The following is an 18,959-nucleotide window of genomic DNA, read 5'->3' on the forward strand; positions in this document are numbered from 1 at the left end:
GGGGACCCTATGAAAAGAAAATTTACATATATTGCTAGGCTGCTTGTATGTCTGTTTCTTTTTACAAATATTTTTACAGTGGAGACGGTATCCGCTTTAAGTAAAATAGATGTGTCCGGCTTCATTCAGCAGATGAAGGCTTCCAACAACAATACAGATGATGAAATAGAGGATACAGTATTTGATAGTGTATACGGCCAAAACGAAGAAATAGAATTATTAGGAGATATACCTGAAGAAACTGTAATGAGCGCTGTTTACAACAAAACAAATCAGATTATTGTTAAGTATAAGGACACATCCGATTTAGACTCTAAAAGTGCTGGCAGTCAAATTTTGATGAATTTAGATTCTTATCTTGATAAAGATAAAAAGCCCAAGCAAGCAGAGGAAAGAATATCGAAACTAAAAGCAAATATAAAAGATGAATTGAAACTAAGAAGACTTGATACAAGGTATCGTTTCAAACATTTAAATATTGATGTGCTTGAGACAGAAGAAAAAGATCTGAATAAGTTGGTCCAAAGGCTGAACAAGGCATCAGAAATTGAATATATACAGCCGAACTATAAACTTACCATAGTGGCTGCCTCAGCAGATCCTTTATTTGAACAGCAGTGGGGACTATATAATGTTGGGCAGGAAATAGGAGGAGAAATTGGCAGGGCAGGTGTTGATATTAATGTCCTTCCCGCCTGGAATCTGACAAAAGGCAGCAGGGAGATTGTTGTAGGGGTGCTTGATTCAGGAATAGATGTTAATCATGAAGATTTGAAAGGGAATATATATACTAACCCTGGTGAAATAGCAGGCAATGGTATTGATGATGATGGCAATGGATATATAGATGACGTACATGGCTGGGACTTCTTTAATGGGGATAACAGTGTGTATGACGGTGCAAATTTTGATATGCATGGTACAGCCGTGGCGGGCGTTATCGCAGCGCAGGCGAATGGAAAGGGAACGATAGGTGTAGCACCGGAAGTTAAAATTATGCCGTTGAAGTTTATCCATGGCACAACAGGCTATACTTGTGATGCTATAAAAGCCATTGAATATGCCATGTCGAAGGGAATAAAGATTATAAACTGCAGCTTTGGAGGCTCAGATAACAATTATGCCTTAAAGGATTCTATAGAAAATAGTGGGATACTGTTTATCGCGGCTGCTGGAAATCGAGGCGGAGATACCCTGACACATCCTACCTATCCAGCTTGTTTCAACTTGCCGAATGTACTGGGTGTTGCATCCATCAATAATGAAGGGGTGAGGAGTAAGTTTTCTGGTTATGGGAAATACATTGATATTGCAGCACCAGGGGAACAGCTACTTACGACAATGCCAGAAAATAATTATGGACCTTTTACAGGGACTTCAGCCAGTACTGCTCTGGTAACGGGTGTTGCAGCATTGTTAAAAAGCTATGAAAAAAATCTTAACTACAGGGAAATTACAGACAGAATCATGAACAATGCTGTAGTGTGCAACACCTTACAAGGAAAGGTAACTTCAAACGGCAGGATGGATGCATATGGAGTTCTAAGCAATGTCAAACCACAGCCAGATCCATATGTGAATCCGGAGGGAGATCCTTTAGACCCTGGAGACAATGCGTTTAATAATGATTCTTGGTATACGATGGATCAGCTTTCTAAAATTAAAGAACAAATCCACTATGGAGAAAGTGGTGTAAATCCAGCCACCGGGAACTATTCCTTTACAGTCAATGATATGGAGATGGATGCCCCAGGATTTAAGATTAATATTAGTAGGACATATAATGCCAAGGATGAAGAAAAAGGAAGTATGGGCCGGGGCTGGACCTTTGGCTTTCAAGGCAGCATATTTGGGGAAAATAATATCAGGGTAAGCCTTCCGAATGGCAGTGTACAGATGTTTAAAAAGCAATCAGACGGTACCTATAAGCCAGAAGACAATCGAAGTATATTTATCAAAAATGCCGATGAAACCTATACACTGACTACAAAGGATCAATATAAATATTATTTTAATAAACAGAGATTCTTAACACGTATGATGGACCCCAGGGGCAACGAAGTAAATATCAATGTGGACAGCACTGGGAAAATAGCATCTATAACGGATCAGTTGGGACGATCCTATCAGGTTACTTACAATGGCAGCGGACAGATTCGTGAAATCAAGGATCCAATAGGCAGAATCACAGTATATGATTATCAGAATGGGCTACTCAGCGTGGTTACAGACCCTGCAGGAAGCAAGATGAGGTATAGCTATGATAGCCATGGTTACCTTACAGAAATTAGGGATCACAACAATACCCTTATAGAAAAGCTGACCTATAATCATACGACCGGATATGATCAAGGAAAAGTGATTCAGGCAGTGGATGCTTATGGTAGTGTGGCTATGTATACGTATGACACGACAAATAAAAAGACAACGGTTGTAGAAAATAGCAGTGCTCGGACTTGGGTCTATTGGTATGATGCGAGCAATTATATTACAAAACTGCAGGACCCGGAAGGACGTGTAAAAGAAACCCAATACCATCTAACAGATGGTGAAAATAAGTTTGGTGACGTAAAATCAGAAAAAGATGAATACGGTAACCAAACCTTCTATGACATAGATCTGAAAGGGAATGTGACGAGAATTACCTATCCCGATGGAAGCACCAAGACCATGGCATATGATGAGAAAAACAATCTTATTAAAGAAACAGATCAAGAAGGAAAAGTAATCTATTACATCTACGATGAGAGCAAGGTATATCTATTAAAAAAACTGGAATCTTTTATTGGTAGCGACCAAGCATTGGATACAGTCATTATTCCTCAAAGCTATACGGTTGCCAGTTATGTCTACGGAGAAGCAGAGACACAGCTCAGCTTAGAGGATATGTTTTCGTGGAAAACAGGGGACAAAAGCAGAGCTACGATTCTTGAATCTGTATATGGGAAAGAGCAAAAGCATATTAATCAGTTCGATATCGAAGATCTCTTTTCTTGGAAAATGAAGGATGAAAATGAAGCTACGGTTCTTGAATCGGTATATGGCGAAGAACAAAAGAACCTAGAACAATTGCTTTCACCGCTGAGTGTACTAACTGTAAATCCAAATGATGTCATCAATCCAGAAAACTATGCAATAACCACCTATACGTACTATTCGAATGCTGAGAGTCAAGCCAACGGTTGGAAAGCAAAAGGATTGCTCAAAAGTGAAACAGATCCGGAAGGGAATATCACTACATATAGCTACGATCAATATGGAAATATTGAGACCATAAAGGATGCTGAAAATCATGTAACGACTCTCTACTATAATGCCATTGGCTGGAAGACAAAAGAAGTAACACCGAAAGGGTACACCACGAATTATTTGTATAACAAAAATGGACAACTGGTAAAGATCATAGAACACGAGGGGGAAACAAAACGAATTGTATATGATGTGCTTGGAAGAAAAATAAAGGAAATAGAACCAAATCAATACGCAGCCGCAGATGATGATACCATAAACTATGGATATAACGGAAATTATGGCAGGCGATACGAGTACTTTGAAAATGGACTTCTAAAGGCAGAAATCGATCCTATGAACCATAGAACGGAATATACTTATGATGTTTATGGGAACATGAAGACCAAGCTGCTTCCTTCTGGAGGAATGTATCTTTATACTTATGATAAATTAGACAGACGTACGAAGGTGCAATTTTGTGAAGCAGCAAATGGAGAGGCGAAAACCTTAGAAGAGTACGAATACGCAAAGACCTTCGATAACAAAAAGCAAGTCAAGTATACCCAATATCTTAATCATAAGGATAAGGCAGTTACCATCACCAGCTATGATTATATGGACAATGTTACTTTGGTAGAGTATCCCGATGGAAACGCTGAAAGTAGCTCCTATTACTTAAATGGAAAGCTTAAATCCAAGACACTGAAAAACGGTAGTACTGCATACTATTATTATGATGCGTTAAACCGTTTAATCAAGGAGTATATCCCCCTAGATCATACGAATGATAACTTGCGTTATACATATAGAGCCTATAGCTATGATCGATCTGGGAAAAAAGTTGGGGTAAAGATAGGGATAGATGGCGTTTATCTTGAGGATGAACCTCAGAATCTTATTACTTTCAGTTACCTCTATGACAAAAATGGAAGGATAAGTGAGGAACGAAGAAGCAGTGGAGGAAAGATTGTCTACACATATGACGGAGATGGAAATCCGATCAAAAAAGAAGAATACATAGACAACCAGAATAAAAAGATTACAGCGTATACATACAATCATCGTAAGCAGAAAAAGACAGAAACCCTACAAGTCCGAAGCGGGGATATATATGGATATGACAGTGGAAGTAACACGACGATTCCTTTAACAGTCACCTATGCCTATGATAAAAATGGAAATTTAAAAGAAGTCATCAATGCTGAAGGCATAAAAGTAACCTACGAATATGATGAAAACAATAATCAGAAGAAGATCATCAATCATAGGATAGATGAAAGCGGAAAGCCAGTAGCTATTACGACAGAGACATTCTACGACTATCAGGGTCAGCCTATCAAAGTGATTGACTCCAATGGAAATGTTACGGAATATGAATACGACAAAAGGGGCCTCCTTGTTAAAACAAAGAAACCACTAGGTGCAGTATCCTATTATCAATATGATATTGCAGGAAGAAAAATAGGAGAAGTAACGCCTAAGAATTATGATGCACTCCTTGGTTTTGATCAAATGAATCGCTTGGTGTACACCTATGATCTGATGGGAAGAGTGCTGACAAAAGAATATTATTATAAGAACACACAAGGTCAGTGGTTACGCATCGTATCCAAAGCTTATCAATATGATAGGATGGGACAAGTAACAAAAGAAATGGATGCTTTAGGATATAAGAATGGTTATGGTACATTCATGACCTATGATTTGGGAGGAAATCTAAAAACAGTTGTTGAGCCTGTGTCTAAAGATCGAAACAAACCTTATAGCATGAAGTATGAATATGATGCCTTGGGAAGGAAAATATCAGAAACCAACGGCAAGGGTGTCATTACGAAGTACAAATATGATACAGATGGGAATATGCTGCGTATTAGCAGACAAAAGAACAGTAATGTAGCGGAGATCATTTTAGAAGAAAACACCTATGATTATCTAGGCGACATGATAAGTAAAAAGGATCACTATGGCAACACGATGACGTATACTTACACTACCTTTGGAAGTATAGCCAGTGTCGAATATCCTTTTGATAATACCATCGAGAGATATAAAGAAAGCTACCAGTATGATAAAGCAGGAAGATTGATTCGTACAAACGCTGCATCAGGAAGAGAAACAAAAAATGTGTTTGATGAACTGGGCAGATTGTTAAGCAAAACCACAAGCGGATCAAACAACGAAAATGCCATTACCATAAAATATACTTATGATCATAATGGAAATCAATTAAGTGAAATGGACGGAAATCAAAATATAACAACATTTACTTATGACGAATTAAATCGATTGAAGACAGAATCCTACATGGTAGCAGGCGTCAATAAGCTTAATCAATATACCTATGACTTGAATGGAAATATCATCCTCACAACAGATTGGCGAGGCAATCAGTATACGAAAGTATATGATCCTCTTGATCGATTGATTGAAGAGAAGGATCCATACGGAAAGGTCATACGGAAATTAGAATATAACGATAATCATCAACAGATCAAAGACGTAGATGCCCTTGGAAATATAACTGAATTCCAGTACGACAAAAACAACAGGTTGATTTACACCAAAGATCCAATGGGAAAAATTGAAGGTATTTCCTATGATGATGTGGGAAATATGGTGGCGAAAACAGACAAGAATAACAGAACCATATCCTACAGCTATAATGAGGATAATAAGTTGATTGAGGTTGCTGCGCCTGATGGAAGCAGGACAAAGTATGGATATGATTTCAATGGAAACATGATCACAAAGACAGATGGAAACGGTAATACCGTAACCTATGAATATAACAACCGTAATGTATTGATTAAGGAAATCATGCCCGAAGGCAGATCAGGTGAAAAAGGGAACTACATTTATCAAGCTGACAAGGTAATCAGTTATACATACTATGGTGACGGAAATCTGAAATCAAAGGTAGATCAAAAAGGACAGAAATTTGACTATGGTTATGATATTCATGGCAGGGTTAAAAGGGAAGTTGTGAATGGGCAAACAAAGAAAGAATATACCTATGATTCAAATAGCAATATTCTTCTAATGACCGATGCCCAAGGAACAACAACCATGAGCTATGACGCGGAAAATAGGTTGCTTACGAAAGATGTTCCAGGACAAGGAATCATTCGATATACCTATGACCTCATAGAGGGTGTAGCAACTGGAGAAATAAAGAGTTCTGTAACGGATCCAAAGGGGAATATTACGTTTAAGACCTTTGACAAAGCAGGAAGGCTAAAGACTGTAGAGAATAAGAGTGAAGCAACACAGTATGCCTATTACGATAATGGCAGCAGGAAAGAAATCAAATACCCTGGAGGAATATCGGAAACTTATGAATATTCCAAACGGGGAGAAGTAACAAAACTCGTGAATAAAAAGGCAGATGGCACGATCATTGAAGAATATGCCTATACCTATGATGACAATGGAAACCAGCTGACCAAAATCGATAAAAGGGGAATTACAGTCTATACCTATGATAGCATGAATAGGTTAAAAGAAGTAAACGAGCCGAATGGAGCAAAGACTACTTTTGACTTTGACAAAGCAGGAAACAGAACATCCCAGATAGAAGTAGTAGGAGGAACCGTTAAACTTACCAACTATACATACAATAATCTAAATCAGTTGGTAAATGAAGCGGCACAGATTTCAGGCAAGACCACAGAAACAGAATATCGTTATGATGCCAACGGCAACCTTGTGAGTAAGGCAATCCATGAAATAAAGGCTGTTAATCAGAATCAATTAGAGGGAATATTCTTCTCAACAGCTGGAGACGGAAAAACCACTGAAATCACGTTATATCAGTATGATGAATATAACCAGATGATGAAGACAGTCACAGGGAATAAAACCATTACTTATGGATATAGCATGGAAGGTCTTAGAGATAAAAAATCTATTACCTCTGTAAACGCTGAAACAGGAGGAATTGCCGAAGAAAAATCTAACTATATATATGATGGTACGAAAGTCATTTTGGAAACCGATGGGTCGGGTAAGGTTTTAGCAGAAAATGTTTATGGGCTCAATCTTATCACGAGAACAGCCAACAATGAGCGGGCATATTATCTCTATAATGCCCATGGTGATGTTACAGCCCTTACAGATCAAACAGGCAAGGTTCTTGGAACTTACCAGTATGATGCCTTTGGAAACATCAAGGAAAAGACCTATCAAAAGTCAAACCCATACACATATGCAGGATATCGATATGATGAGGAGATGGATATCTACTATCTCAATGCAAGATATTACGATCCTAAGATTGCAAGATTTATCACGCAAGATACATACAAAGGACAGCTTAACGATCCATTGAGTCTAAATCTCTATACCTACGCTCACAACGAGCCAATCATGTATATCGACCCGACAGGACATTCAAGAATAGATGCAATCACAGGTGCAATTGCAGGAGGACTTGCAGGTGGCATAACGGGCGCAATAGCGGGTGCAATAAGTGGCGTTGTAGAAAAAACGAAAGATAGAGATAGAGACCGAAGTGGTGAAAGTAGTACTAAAGGTTCTTCCAATGTTACTGGTAGTTTGGGACCTAGCCTAAGTAGTTTCTTTGGAAATCCAGTAGGTATGGCAATTTCTAATGTATTAGAGGCGGTCAAAATTCACTATAGAAAGAGTACAAGTGATGTGGATGGAAGCAGTAGGTCATCGATTTTAGGTAGCAGCACAACAAGGTGGAGTGCAATAATTGCTTCTATAGATCCAGATTTTTCTAAATATAAACATAAAACATTGCTAGAAGACATTAAACAGTTAAAGGCAGGCTCAGTGCCAATTGGAATATCAGAGGATGAAATACAAGCTCGAGCAAATCAATATGTTAATGATCTACTAGAAAGGATTTTACTTGAAAATGATGGATATTTATTTAAAGAATCGGTTTTGTCTTATCGAATTTCGGACCTCGAAACTCAACTTAATAGATATAAAGGGATTGATTATATAGATAATTTAAAATCGGGTGTTAACTATATAGAGCATTTTAAATCAAAAAACTTGAAAGAATTTATTTCTGAATTTGAATCAAACCATATTGATGAGTTCGCTGTCGATTTAAGTGATATAATAAAGTACGGAATGGAAAAAGAGATTACGGTTACTATTAATCAAATTAAGAATTTAGGTGACTATAAATATTTAATCCATGATAAGTATGCAAGAAATACTTTTATGCAGGAGCTAGACTTACAATTTGATAAACATTCAAAAACCAATATTAAAGTATATAACGAAAAAGTTAATAATGAAATATTGCAGACTAAGATTCTTACAAGAATTATGGAAGTTAAATTGATTAATAGTAATTATGAAAAATCAAAAACAAACTATGAAATTTTGAAGGAGAGTGTAAGGAGAGAAACTGAAGAGTATTTTAAAAAAGAAGCTGAAAAGCAATTAGAAAAGTTAAAGAATGGATTTCATGGCTATCCCCTGAGTGCGTAAATGATTAATAACTAAGATAAGGATGTGAAAACATGAACAAAAAAAATATAAGCATGATAATTAGTGTATTTATGATTGTATTCATCTTAACTTCGTGTAATTCAGATTACAATAAACAAGTAAAAGCATATGAAGCGTTATATGATGAAACGATGAGTTTGGTAGATTCGGAAAATGTGTATAAATCAATAAAAGATAATAATCTTACATCTAATCTAGATGAACTAAATAGATTATTGGAGCATATTAAAGAAATCTTGCCAGATGATAAGCTTGATGATTTTTTGTTATTAAGAACAAAACATGATATATTAAAGAAAGTAATTGAAGGTGGGCTTAAATGGGAATCACTAGATGATTTAGATAAACTATCTATTAAAGATAGCATTGATAGATTTAAGCCAAAACAATGATGAAGGTTATGCATAAATAAATTTAATATATATAGTATATCGCAATACTAGTGCAAGCCATATCTTGTGTGGTGATTTTAAAGAATACATGCAAAATACTTGGTGTTTGTGTATTAAGGTGAATTTAAAAACGCATCACACTCCATATTCATGGCATGCAGAGGAAACAACACTAGGAAATTTTGATATGCTGTATCTCTAGAATGATATTGTTACTATGAGAATCTACTACAGAGCCTTATGTATAGGGGAATATACTCTCTATATATAAGGCTTTTTCCTTTTAAATGGATATGTGTAATCCCATCTCAACTCCCTATCATTTTGAAAAAGGAAAAGCGAAGGCTATGCAAGATTTAATACTGATAGGCAGGATATGTATTACATTAGATAAATAAATGTTGATAATCCGCTTTGAGATGATCATTTCTTAAATGTGATTCTGTTATATAAATTTCTTAAGATTTTTTATATTTAAAGAGCGATTAATATAATATTAATAGACAGATGAAGAGAAGGAGGTAGTATTTTGAATACAAATAAAGCGATGAGTATAATGGAATTTATTAACCTACCAGAGTTTCGAGAAAACAATAAAAAAGGTAAACGTAAAAAGAAAATTAAAAAAGTCATAATTGTAAATAAGAACGATCGCAACTTTGTAAAAATACCGGTAGAATTTCTGTACTCGAATAACTTTGATGGAAATTACAAAATTCAGCTAGGGATTATAAAACTATTTCAAAATAGAAGTATTCGGGATAAGAAACCCAAAATTCATCTCAAGAAAGTGGCTAAATATATAAATATGAGGCATCTTGAGACAGCAAGAAAAGTTTTGAAAGGAATTGAAGAAATGAAAGTTATTAAGGTTTACAGAGTTGAGGAAAGTAATCTTTATAGTATTAGATATAGATTTAATGATTATGAGTTTGGAAAACGCCTAAGATTAAATCCAATTTATGGTGATATTGATTTATACGATAACTGTAAATTCATAAGAATATGTAGAGATTTTTTTTATAATGGATACTTTCCAAGCGCATTACTGGAAATACTGTATTATTACTTGGCATATAACATAAAAAGAGGTTTTAATAGAATTTCTAATGTTCAAATATGCAATGACTTAAGGTTAAATGAAAAAACATTACAAAGAAATCTCAAAACTCTTGAAGAAATGCAACTTATAAAAAAGCATACAGGAAATGGTAGAGGTAAAAAAACAGAATACGAACTCATTAAAGATGCTTTGATAGATGAGCCTAGAAAACAAACATAAGGCTCTTTTCTTTTAGGTATTCATTCTATGTGTATATAAGGTCTAGTTCTGCAATTAAAGAGACATTTTATAATCAAAGGTAGACTATTTGTAAAAAAACATAGACATTTTATGAATTAGGTAGACACTTAATAAGTTATGGTAGTCATTTTATGATAATATTTAAATATAATACTTAGAAAAAATATTAAAATAAAAATATAAAGAAAAAGAATATAACATAGAAAAATCTTCGATTTTTCACCATTTTCTTTTTTAAAAAATACTCTTTCTAAACTTCTATAGATTCTTTTCTTTAGTAGCCTATTATTATATTTAAGAAAGTAGGAGTATAAAAATGAATGATATAAGAATAGAAAAGATTCAATGTCCTTATTGTGACAGCAGTGGAAAATACATTTTAGAGAAGAATGAAGAGTCACTATTATGCTTTCATTGTTTTAGATTTATAAATATTTCATTTAGGAATGAAAAAATTGAATATATAAAATCTACTAAAAAGCATAGCATGTTTAACTTTGGGAATAGTTCTGTATATAAATGGATTCTACAATATGCCTATTGGAAATCCGAAGAAGGTATAAACATAAAAAAACTGATTGAAAATATTGAAAAACTAAATAAAGAGCTTCTTAATCCAATGATAGATGTTCTTAGTAAAATGCTATTTGAAGAAAAGAAATTAGTGTTACTTAATAAAACACAAGGAAGAGACAGCTTGAACCTACTTGAAATTATAAATGATACTGATGAAATAAATAAAGAAGAGATAATCGTTGTTTTAGCTGAACACAAGAAAAGATTTTTTGATGAGATTTTCCTGTATAATAGACTTGATAATTTTCACGAGAGCATTTATTAGTGAAAATTATGCTTAAATACCAAATAAAAAACCTATTTAAGAGCTACACAGACTATCCTGTCAATTTTAATTTAAAGGTATGATGAAGTAATGATTAATGAAGTTAGAGAACGATTTAAGAGCATCTGAGAGCTCTAGAGGCCAACAATGAAGTATCTACAAATAGCAAAAACAGCAAAAGAGAAGATAATGGTGTTTAAAAGCGACGAACTCATTTAATCTTCTCTTTTCTTTACTTTTTTGAGTTTTAAACTGCTAGGATTAGAATCATTAGGAAGAAATTGAACCTGATCAATATAGGTCTCCATTGCCATATTCACTAATTCATTACGAGAATAGCCACTTTTTTCTGCTAATGAGTCATATTTATCAAGTAAGTCCCGTTTGATTCTTACAGTAAAAGTAGTTGTAGTATCCGTCTTTGGCCTTAATATTATCTTTTTATCCATTCTAAGACCTCCCTTAGTTGAAAGTATATTATAAAAAAAGAGGTAATAATATAACACAAAAAATATCACAAAAAGTAGCACGTATTGTGGTACAATCATGTTATTAAGAATTTAGTCAATCAAATTAAGGGGGTTTAAAGTAGATGGAAGTTTTCTTATTGTATTTCCTACTTTTTTTATTAGTTGCTGTTCTTATTGCAGCAATAGTTGGTAAGATAGTAGCTAAAAAGAGTGGGTTGGTTGTTCTAAAAAAGCTGATATGTATAGAGGGATTAGATATTAATAACGTAGAGTACATAGTTGAGTTGTATAACGAATATCTAATGTTTAGACATCAGGAGCGAAATGTAAAATTATCATTAGAAAAGATAGAAAACGTAGCACTACAGTCAGAATCTGAAATAATTAATACTAATAAAGGAGTTTTAAAAAGGGCCTTAGTAGGGGGAGCGTTATTAGGACCTGCTGGCGCAGTAGTAGGAGGAATGACAGGACAAAATAAAGTTGATAAGGTTTATCGAAACTTTTTAATGATTAGCTATCGAAATAATGATAGCTTAAATCACATTATTTTAAAACGCTCTGAATCTGATAAGACGATTAGCAAAACAGCAGTTGATTTTGAACTGAAAGCATTTGCTGATAAAATTAAATCAAAGATTCCTAATTTGAGTATTAGTACAACAAAAGAGCTATAGCAGAAGGTGCCATATTCTCAAATGTATGGCACCTTCTTTTAATTGATGGGAAAATAAATTCTAAATTGTATTCAGATCATAACCTTTTCAATATGTATGTTTGATATTATGGCAAAATATTTGAAATTATGTAGCCATAATTCGGAGTCGAAAGTACACCTCTGTCTTAGTCTTATTATACTAGCTTTGGCGTGTATTTATCAAATCAGGTAGGATTCAATAATAAATATCACAAGATAGATTAAGATGGGATAATGAAAAAATAGATTTATTCAAAAATATTATGTACAATAATTTCCTCTCCCAGTACAATGGCCATATGAAAGCATATGGTCATTGTATTAGGGAGGTTTTTTTATTATGGAATTAAAAATTAAGAACGTTGTGGGATATGCTCGTATTAGTACAGAATCACAAAAAGATAATACTTCTATTCATGAACAAATAAAGCGAATTAAAGCATATTGTATTAGCCAAAATTGGAACCTAATAAATATATTCTATGATGAAGCAAAATCCGGTTCCACAACTGATGAAAGAGAACAGTACAATAAGATGCTAGAATTTATTAGTGATGAACAAAGCTCAGTAAATGCTATTGTAGTTTTTAAAGCAGATAGAATTCATAGGAATTTGAAGAATCTATTAATAATGATTGAAGATGAGTTGGAACCTTATGAGATTGCATTTATTAGCGTCTCTGAAAGTTTTGATACGTCGACACCGCAAGGGATGCTCATACTTCAAATGTTAGGTAGTTTTGCAGAGTTTGAGAAAAATCTTATCAATGAAAGAACAAAGACAGGAAGATTAGCTACAGCGAGAGAAGGTAAATATGCAGGTGGTAAGATTCCATTCGGATATGAGGTTAAAGACAGTAAATATTTAGTGAAAGAAGATGAAGCAAAGATTATAAAGACAATTTTTAAGATGTACTCAGAAGGAAAAAGTTATCGTTATATAGCAGAACATTTAAATAATACATCTGACATCACTGGAGACAGTTCTGGATGTTCTAGAGCATATCCTAAGAGATGGAGTAGAACCTCAATATGTTATATATTGACCAATAGCACATACATTGGAGTTATGACTTATGATGGTAGAAAAGAAAAAAATAGAATTAAAAACACTTCTTCTATCCCTTCTATAATATCTAAACCCCTCTTCAACAAAGTTCAAAAACTGCGTAAAGAGAAATAGAATTGTGAAATAGTATCCTTTCCCAAAATAATTATTTCGATTTCTTTATTTTCAAATGGCTCTTAATATAATATCCATAGAATGATAAATAGATAGATGGGGAAGTAAGGTGTTTTAGATCACATTCCTTTTAGGTTGAAATAAATTGGCTGTTAATATCTTTGTGGGTTCTAAAGACTTACACTACAATGCAAGTGCCATTAATAAAACCTAAAGGGATGTACCCCTATTAAAAGTCTTTACATGTAGTATCAATCATTGATAGTAGATGTAAGAACTTTTTAACCTTGCAGAAGAGTGAATTAGCTTAACTATCGATGCGAAGCATACTGCTTTACGCTGTTATTAAGGGTGCTGACATTCTAAAATGTACGCAGGGAAACAACTTTGAAAAAACAATACAGAAGGAGGTAATTGATATGCATCCAAAGCTGAAACAGATTTATGTGGGGGTAGATACCCATAAAAGAACGCATACCGCTGTTATTGTTAATTGTTTTAGTGAAAAGCTAGGAGAGATAACCTTTGAAAACACTCCCCCTGCCTATGAGGAACTTTTGAAAGAAGTCAAGAAACATACAGGGAAGGGAATGACACCAATCTTTGGATTAGAAGATACGGGAGGATCAGGGAGAGCATTAGCAGTATATCTCCTAGGAAAGAAGAAGATTGTAAAGAAGGTGGATGCGTCTTTAAGTAGCTCAGAGAGAAAGAATCAATCCATTACCCATAAAACAGACAGTCATGATGCATTATGTGTAGCAAGGGTGCTAGTAAGCAGACTAAATGAACTTCCTAACGCAGACCCACAAGATATATGCTGGACATTATCCATGTTAGTGGGGAGAAGGAGCGCTATCGTAAAGGCGTCCACAGCATTAAAAAATCAGCTTCACAACTATATCACCCATCACTACCCAAGCTATAAGAAGTTCTTTAGTGTCTTTGATTCTAACTCTGCCTTAGCCTTTTGGGAACACTATCCCTCCCCCTCTAAACTAAAGGGTGTGACAGTTGAAATTCTAGGAGAATTACTTAGAGTCCATAGCAGTGGATTCTTCTCCACAAAGAAGGCAGAGGAAATCCTATCCATTATAGAAAGAGATGGAGACACATCCACAGAACTACAAGACAGCAGAGATTTTATGGTATCTACAACAGTAAGACAGCTAAGACAGAACCATGAAGAAATCAAAAGGATAGAGTTAGAGATCAAGAATATCATGGATAGATTAGGCTACAAATTAGAAACCATGATAGGGATAGAATTAGTAACAGCTGCATCCTTGGTGGCTGAGATAGGAGATATACACCGATTCTCAAATGCAGATAAACTGGCAAAGTATGCAGGAATCGCACCCGTTAAATATTCCTCAGGGGATAAGGATAAGTCCTTTAGAAATAGACAGGGCAATAGAAAGCTGTATGCCCTATTTCATGACTTAGCATCAAGGCAAGTATGCTGTGGGAGGAACAAGGATAAGCCTGTGAATGCAATATTCTATGACTACTACCAAAAGAAAATGTCAGAGGGAAAGACCCAACATCAAGCCATAATCTGTATCATGAGAAGATTAGTCAATATCATCTATGGCATGATGAAGAATAAGACAGAGTATGTACATCCAACTCTTTCCAGTAAGCAGACAGCATGATAAAATGAAGGTGTGTAATTAAAGCACACCGTTAAAAATAAAAGACCTATTACCTCATTAAGGATATTACGATCCTAAGATTGCCAGATTCATCACACAGGATACTTACAAAGGAAGCCTCAACGATCCATTAAGTCTAAATCTCTATACCTATGCTCACAATGAGCCAATCATGTATATAGACCCTAGCGGACACAAAGAAATCAGAGGAACTAGGATTGAAGATGATGAGAGAGAGGATAGGGAAAGAGATAGAGATAAAAACCAAAACAGTGGAAGTAGCAGCAAAGTATCTTCCAATGTTACTGGTAGTTTGGGAACAGCTATAAGCAGCTTCTTTGGAAACCCAGTGAGTATCTCCATCTCCAATGTATTAAAGGCGACATATTTCTTATATGGGAAGAGCACAAATGATGTGGATGATACAAAAAATAGAAATAATGCACAAAGTACAGTAATGTATTATTCTTACCAGACGAATAATTATAAAAATCCAACAATAGTCCATAAAGATGCTGGGGAGCTAACGAAATATGGAAATCAGGTGTATTTAGATAAAAAAGGAAACATATATATCGAAGTACATGGAGACTATGTTCTAGCGGACGAGTATTTAGGTCAGAAAGTAACATTGAAAGATGTATATTTGTTGTATAATAGTCCATATTCTGATGGAGTAGCCAGTCCCAACGAACCATTGACTAAGCAAGAGATTACATTCAAACCCAATGGATACGACGTGAAAGTAGTATGGCAAGAAGAACGATTAAAAGATTTAATGGAAAGATATCCTGGCGAGTATCTTGACATGTTTTTCCTAGGACAGCAACATTCAGTTGTATATCAAACCACAAAGCTATTGGGAGCAGGATCAGGCGATACTGCTAAGAACAATACAGCAAGTAATCCAACAAAGCCAGCAGCAGACTATAAAGATGCATATAAAAAAGCAGGTGAGGGAACGACAAGCACTGGTTATAGATATGTTAGTGAAGGCGAGCTAAATGTAATAAAAAAGACTGGAACAATACCGAATACTGATAGGGCAGGAAACCTTAAAGATGTGTTTGTATCTCCAGTAAAATATGATACTGTTGCTGGTGCTGAAGAAGGGCTTCAAATAGGTAAACAAAATCCATTTGGAGCTACAGAATCGCCGATGTATAGGGTTGAATTTAATACCAATGGCATTAAATTCAGATATGGCGGTAATGTTGAAGGTGGCACAGGTGTAGAGCTTATTACTGAACAGTCAATACCTGTTGACTTGAGTAAAATATTCAAATTAAAGTAGAAAGTAGGTAAAACCAGTGAGTATATTTCCAGATACAATAAAAATTTTAGTTTTAGATAAGGATTCAAAGAAGCCAATATCGAATATTGCAACTAAAATAAAGGTTTTCGCCAGTCATAAAAATGATTATAACTTTATTTTACCGCTTTCTGATGAAATGGGATATATAAAGATTACAAAAGACTGGCTAATGGAGGAAATTAAAAAAGAACAGGCACTTTTTGTAATGGATTATTCTTCAATGCTTGAAGATTGTAAACCACAAATTGAAATATCAGTATTAGATACCGAAGCTTTATCAAGGGCAGTAAACGCAATGTATCTTTTTCAAGACGCTACTGGAATTAGTGATGATGAAATAGCCAAGTATAAAAATGCTGATAATTCAAAGTACGTTCCTTGTACTGTAAACAGTAAACTTGAAAGTGTAAAGTCTCTTGATGTAGATATTCTTTTGAAATTAAGAGCTTGAAATAGTGCAAAAGCAGGACGACTAATAAAAGAAAATGTCAGAAGGAAAGACTCAGCATCAAGCCATAATCTGTATCATGAGAAGATTAGTCAATATCATCTATGGAATGATGAAGAATAAGACAGAGTAAGTCCATCCAACTCTTTCCAGTAAATAAACAGCATGATAAAATACAGATAGTGGTATGCTCTAAAGAGCATGCCACTTTAGTAAAGACAGAAATTATGAATAGGCAATCGGAATGGGGTCGGTCATATGGATGAAATTGAAAATGAATATTCAAGTAAAGCAACTATCCGTGGGAATACTTATCTATTTGTGGCTGAAGATGCTATAGATGTTATAAAGAGATGCCATGAGCTTGATAGAAGAATACTAGGTATTGATTCATTCATAATAACAGAACATGCTACCAAGTCGATCTTAGAACATTGTTTAGACTGTTCCTTGCAAAAGAATAAAGACGGTTGCTGGACTATTGCAGAAAACTTTATTCGAGAAAGAATGGACTTAGGAATGGTATTTGAAATCGTATACGACTAGACATAAAGATGTAGAATCAGATGCATCTTTTTAATAAAGCGACGTTATTACCTCATTAAGGATATTACGATCCTAAGATCGCCAGATTCATCACCCAGGATACCTACAGGGGAAGTCTTGGTGATCCACTAAGCCTAAATCTCTATACCTATTGTGCTAATAATCCAATCAGATACTATGACCCCACAGGCTTTGCCTATGTGTGGAATCGATTTGGAGAAATCATAGGCACCACATCTGGAGACAAAGACTACACCGATTACAGTCAAGAGGCTACAAATACCAGTGGTGGCGGCCATATGATGGACAAGGAATGGAAGAACGATAAAAGTAATAGGGATAGAAGTGATAGAGATAGTCGTAGCGGAAGTAGTTCTGTATCATCTGATGATATTAGAAATTTTAATCCAGCTATAGGTAGTTTATTTGGAAATGCAGTTAATATTCCGATTTCCAATGTAATAAATATTGCCAACATATTATATAGCAAGAGCACAAATGATGTGGATGGAAACAATAGAACATCAAGTACAGGAGGTTACTATTCATCGTTAGCAACTGGCAATTATGGAATGAATGGTAACAGACCGATTTTATTAGCCTCTAGTGGTGGTTTGTCATTATCGGGAATATTTGCAGGTGGAACGAGTAAGAGTACTACAATTAAAGGCAATAATGGCTCTTTTGTTATTCAAACCATTGATAACAAAGGCAATCTTACAATAAGCTTTTATCAAGATTATGATGATTTACTACCAAGCTCTAAGATCACCATAACTAAAGAGCAATTAAAAGCTATGCAGTCCCCAGAATACTATTTAATTTATCAGAATAGTCCAGAAGACCATTCCGACATGTTTGATGAAGGCTTCTTTAAACTTACACAGCAACAGCAACTTGATGCATTGAATTATTATCAGGCGTACTTTGAACAAAGTGGGACATCTAAAGAAGTTATAAAGCAAGCAGTAATTAACCTTACTTTTGCAGTAGTTGAAGGATATCTTAGTCGTGCTCCAAAGGCTACGGTTAATACTGTCGATGACTTTATAAAAACAAATGTAAATTCCAATTTCCAACAAAACGTTAAAAATGCTTTTACATCTGATGCTAAGGTGACAACTCTAGCAGATGATGTGACAGTATATCGCTATCATGGTGGAACATCAAGTGGAAAAAGTTATTGGTATACTCCCAATCAAACTTTAAACCCCGGTGCAGACTTAGCATTACCATCAGGTAACACATATCAATATATGGATACGTATGTAATCCCAAAAGGTACGACTATACTTGAGGGTACTGTAGCCCCCAATTTTGGGCAACCTGGTGGAGGATACCAGTTTTATGTTCCTAATCCAACGGTAGTAATACCAAAATAAAAG

General features: G+C 34.9%; 11 protein-coding genes and 2 pseudogenes. 12 read left to right on the plus strand and 1 reads right to left on the minus strand.

Annotated features, from left to right (window positions below; all coding sequences use genetic code 11):
• Positions 1-9 precede the first annotated feature (9 nt).
• The 4 genes from HNQ80_RS00910 (at position 10) to HNQ80_RS00925 (ending at position 11,260) form a co-directional block, all read left to right on the plus strand.
• The gene (locus HNQ80_RS00910; RefSeq protein ID WP_184307214.1) at positions 10-8,703 is read left to right on the plus strand and encodes a S8 family serine peptidase; all 8,694 of its coding nucleotides are present in this window, start codon (positions 10-12) and stop codon (positions 8,701-8,703) included.
• Positions 8,704-8,735: 32 nt separating this feature from the next.
• On the plus strand, positions 8,736-9,116 hold the full coding sequence (locus HNQ80_RS00915) for a hypothetical protein (protein WP_184307216.1): 381 nt from the start codon (positions 8,736-8,738) through the stop codon (positions 9,114-9,116).
• Between the two features lie 529 nt (positions 9,117-9,645).
• Positions 9,646-10,398 (plus strand): hypothetical protein, encoded by a 753-nt coding sequence (locus HNQ80_RS00920; protein WP_184307218.1) that lies wholly within the window; start codon positions 9,646-9,648, stop codon positions 10,396-10,398.
• A gap of 337 nt (positions 10,399-10,735) precedes the next feature.
• Complete coding sequence (locus HNQ80_RS00925; RefSeq protein ID WP_184307220.1) at positions 10,736-11,260, plus strand: hypothetical protein; 525 nt, start codon at positions 10,736-10,738, stop codon at positions 11,258-11,260.
• 215 nt (positions 11,261-11,475) lie between these two features.
• Here HNQ80_RS00925 and HNQ80_RS00930 read toward each other — a convergent pair whose 3' ends face one another.
• Positions 11,476-11,709 carry a ribbon-helix-helix domain-containing protein gene (locus tag HNQ80_RS00930; protein WP_184307222.1) on the minus strand — a complete coding sequence of 78 codons (234 nt, stop codon included), beginning with the start codon at positions 11,707-11,709 and terminating at the stop codon, positions 11,476-11,478.
• 143 nt (positions 11,710-11,852) lie between these two features.
• Between HNQ80_RS00930 and HNQ80_RS00935 the strand changes: the two genes are divergently transcribed.
• The 8 genes and pseudogenes from HNQ80_RS00935 to HNQ80_RS26390 all read left to right on the plus strand — a co-directional run bounded on the left by HNQ80_RS00935 (position 11,853) and on the right by HNQ80_RS26390 (position 18,956).
• Entirely contained in the window at positions 11,853-12,407 is a 555-nt protein-coding gene (locus tag HNQ80_RS00935; protein WP_184307224.1) for a hypothetical protein, read from the plus strand.
• A 360-nt stretch (positions 12,408-12,767) separates the two neighbouring features.
• Positions 12,768-13,610 carry a recombinase family protein gene (locus HNQ80_RS00940; RefSeq protein WP_184307226.1) on the plus strand — a complete coding sequence of 281 codons (843 nt, stop codon included), beginning with the start codon at positions 12,768-12,770 and terminating at the stop codon, positions 13,608-13,610.
• A 419-nt stretch (positions 13,611-14,029) separates the two neighbouring features.
• Positions 14,030-15,265, plus strand: coding sequence for an IS110 family RNA-guided transposase (locus HNQ80_RS00945; RefSeq protein ID WP_184307228.1), 1,236 nt, complete (start codon positions 14,030-14,032; stop codon positions 15,263-15,265).
• A gap of 76 nt (positions 15,266-15,341) precedes the next feature.
• Positions 15,342-16,559 (plus strand): annotated as a pseudogene (locus tag HNQ80_RS00950) (hypothetical protein); the annotation flags it as partial.
• A gap of 16 nt (positions 16,560-16,575) precedes the next feature.
• Entirely contained in the window at positions 16,576-17,031 is a 456-nt protein-coding gene (locus HNQ80_RS00955; RefSeq protein WP_184307230.1) for a hypothetical protein, read from the plus strand.
• Between the two features lie 255 nt (positions 17,032-17,286).
• Positions 17,287-17,574 (plus strand): hypothetical protein, encoded by a 288-nt coding sequence (locus tag HNQ80_RS00960; protein WP_184307232.1) that lies wholly within the window; start codon positions 17,287-17,289, stop codon positions 17,572-17,574.
• Positions 17,575-17,648: 74 nt separating this feature from the next.
• Positions 17,649-17,753 (plus strand): annotated as a pseudogene (locus HNQ80_RS26600) (hypothetical protein); the annotation flags it as partial.
• 21 nt (positions 17,754-17,774) lie between these two features.
• Positions 17,775-18,956 carry a glycohydrolase toxin TNT-related protein gene (locus HNQ80_RS26390; protein WP_207726803.1) on the plus strand — a complete coding sequence of 394 codons (1,182 nt, stop codon included), beginning with the start codon at positions 17,775-17,777 and terminating at the stop codon, positions 18,954-18,956.
• Positions 18,957-18,959: the final 3 nt, after the last annotated feature.

Source organism: Anaerosolibacter carboniphilus (assembly GCF_014205875.1).
In the GTDB taxonomy this organism is placed as follows: Bacteria; Bacillota; Clostridia; order Peptostreptococcales; family Thermotaleaceae; genus Anaerosolibacter; species Anaerosolibacter carboniphilus.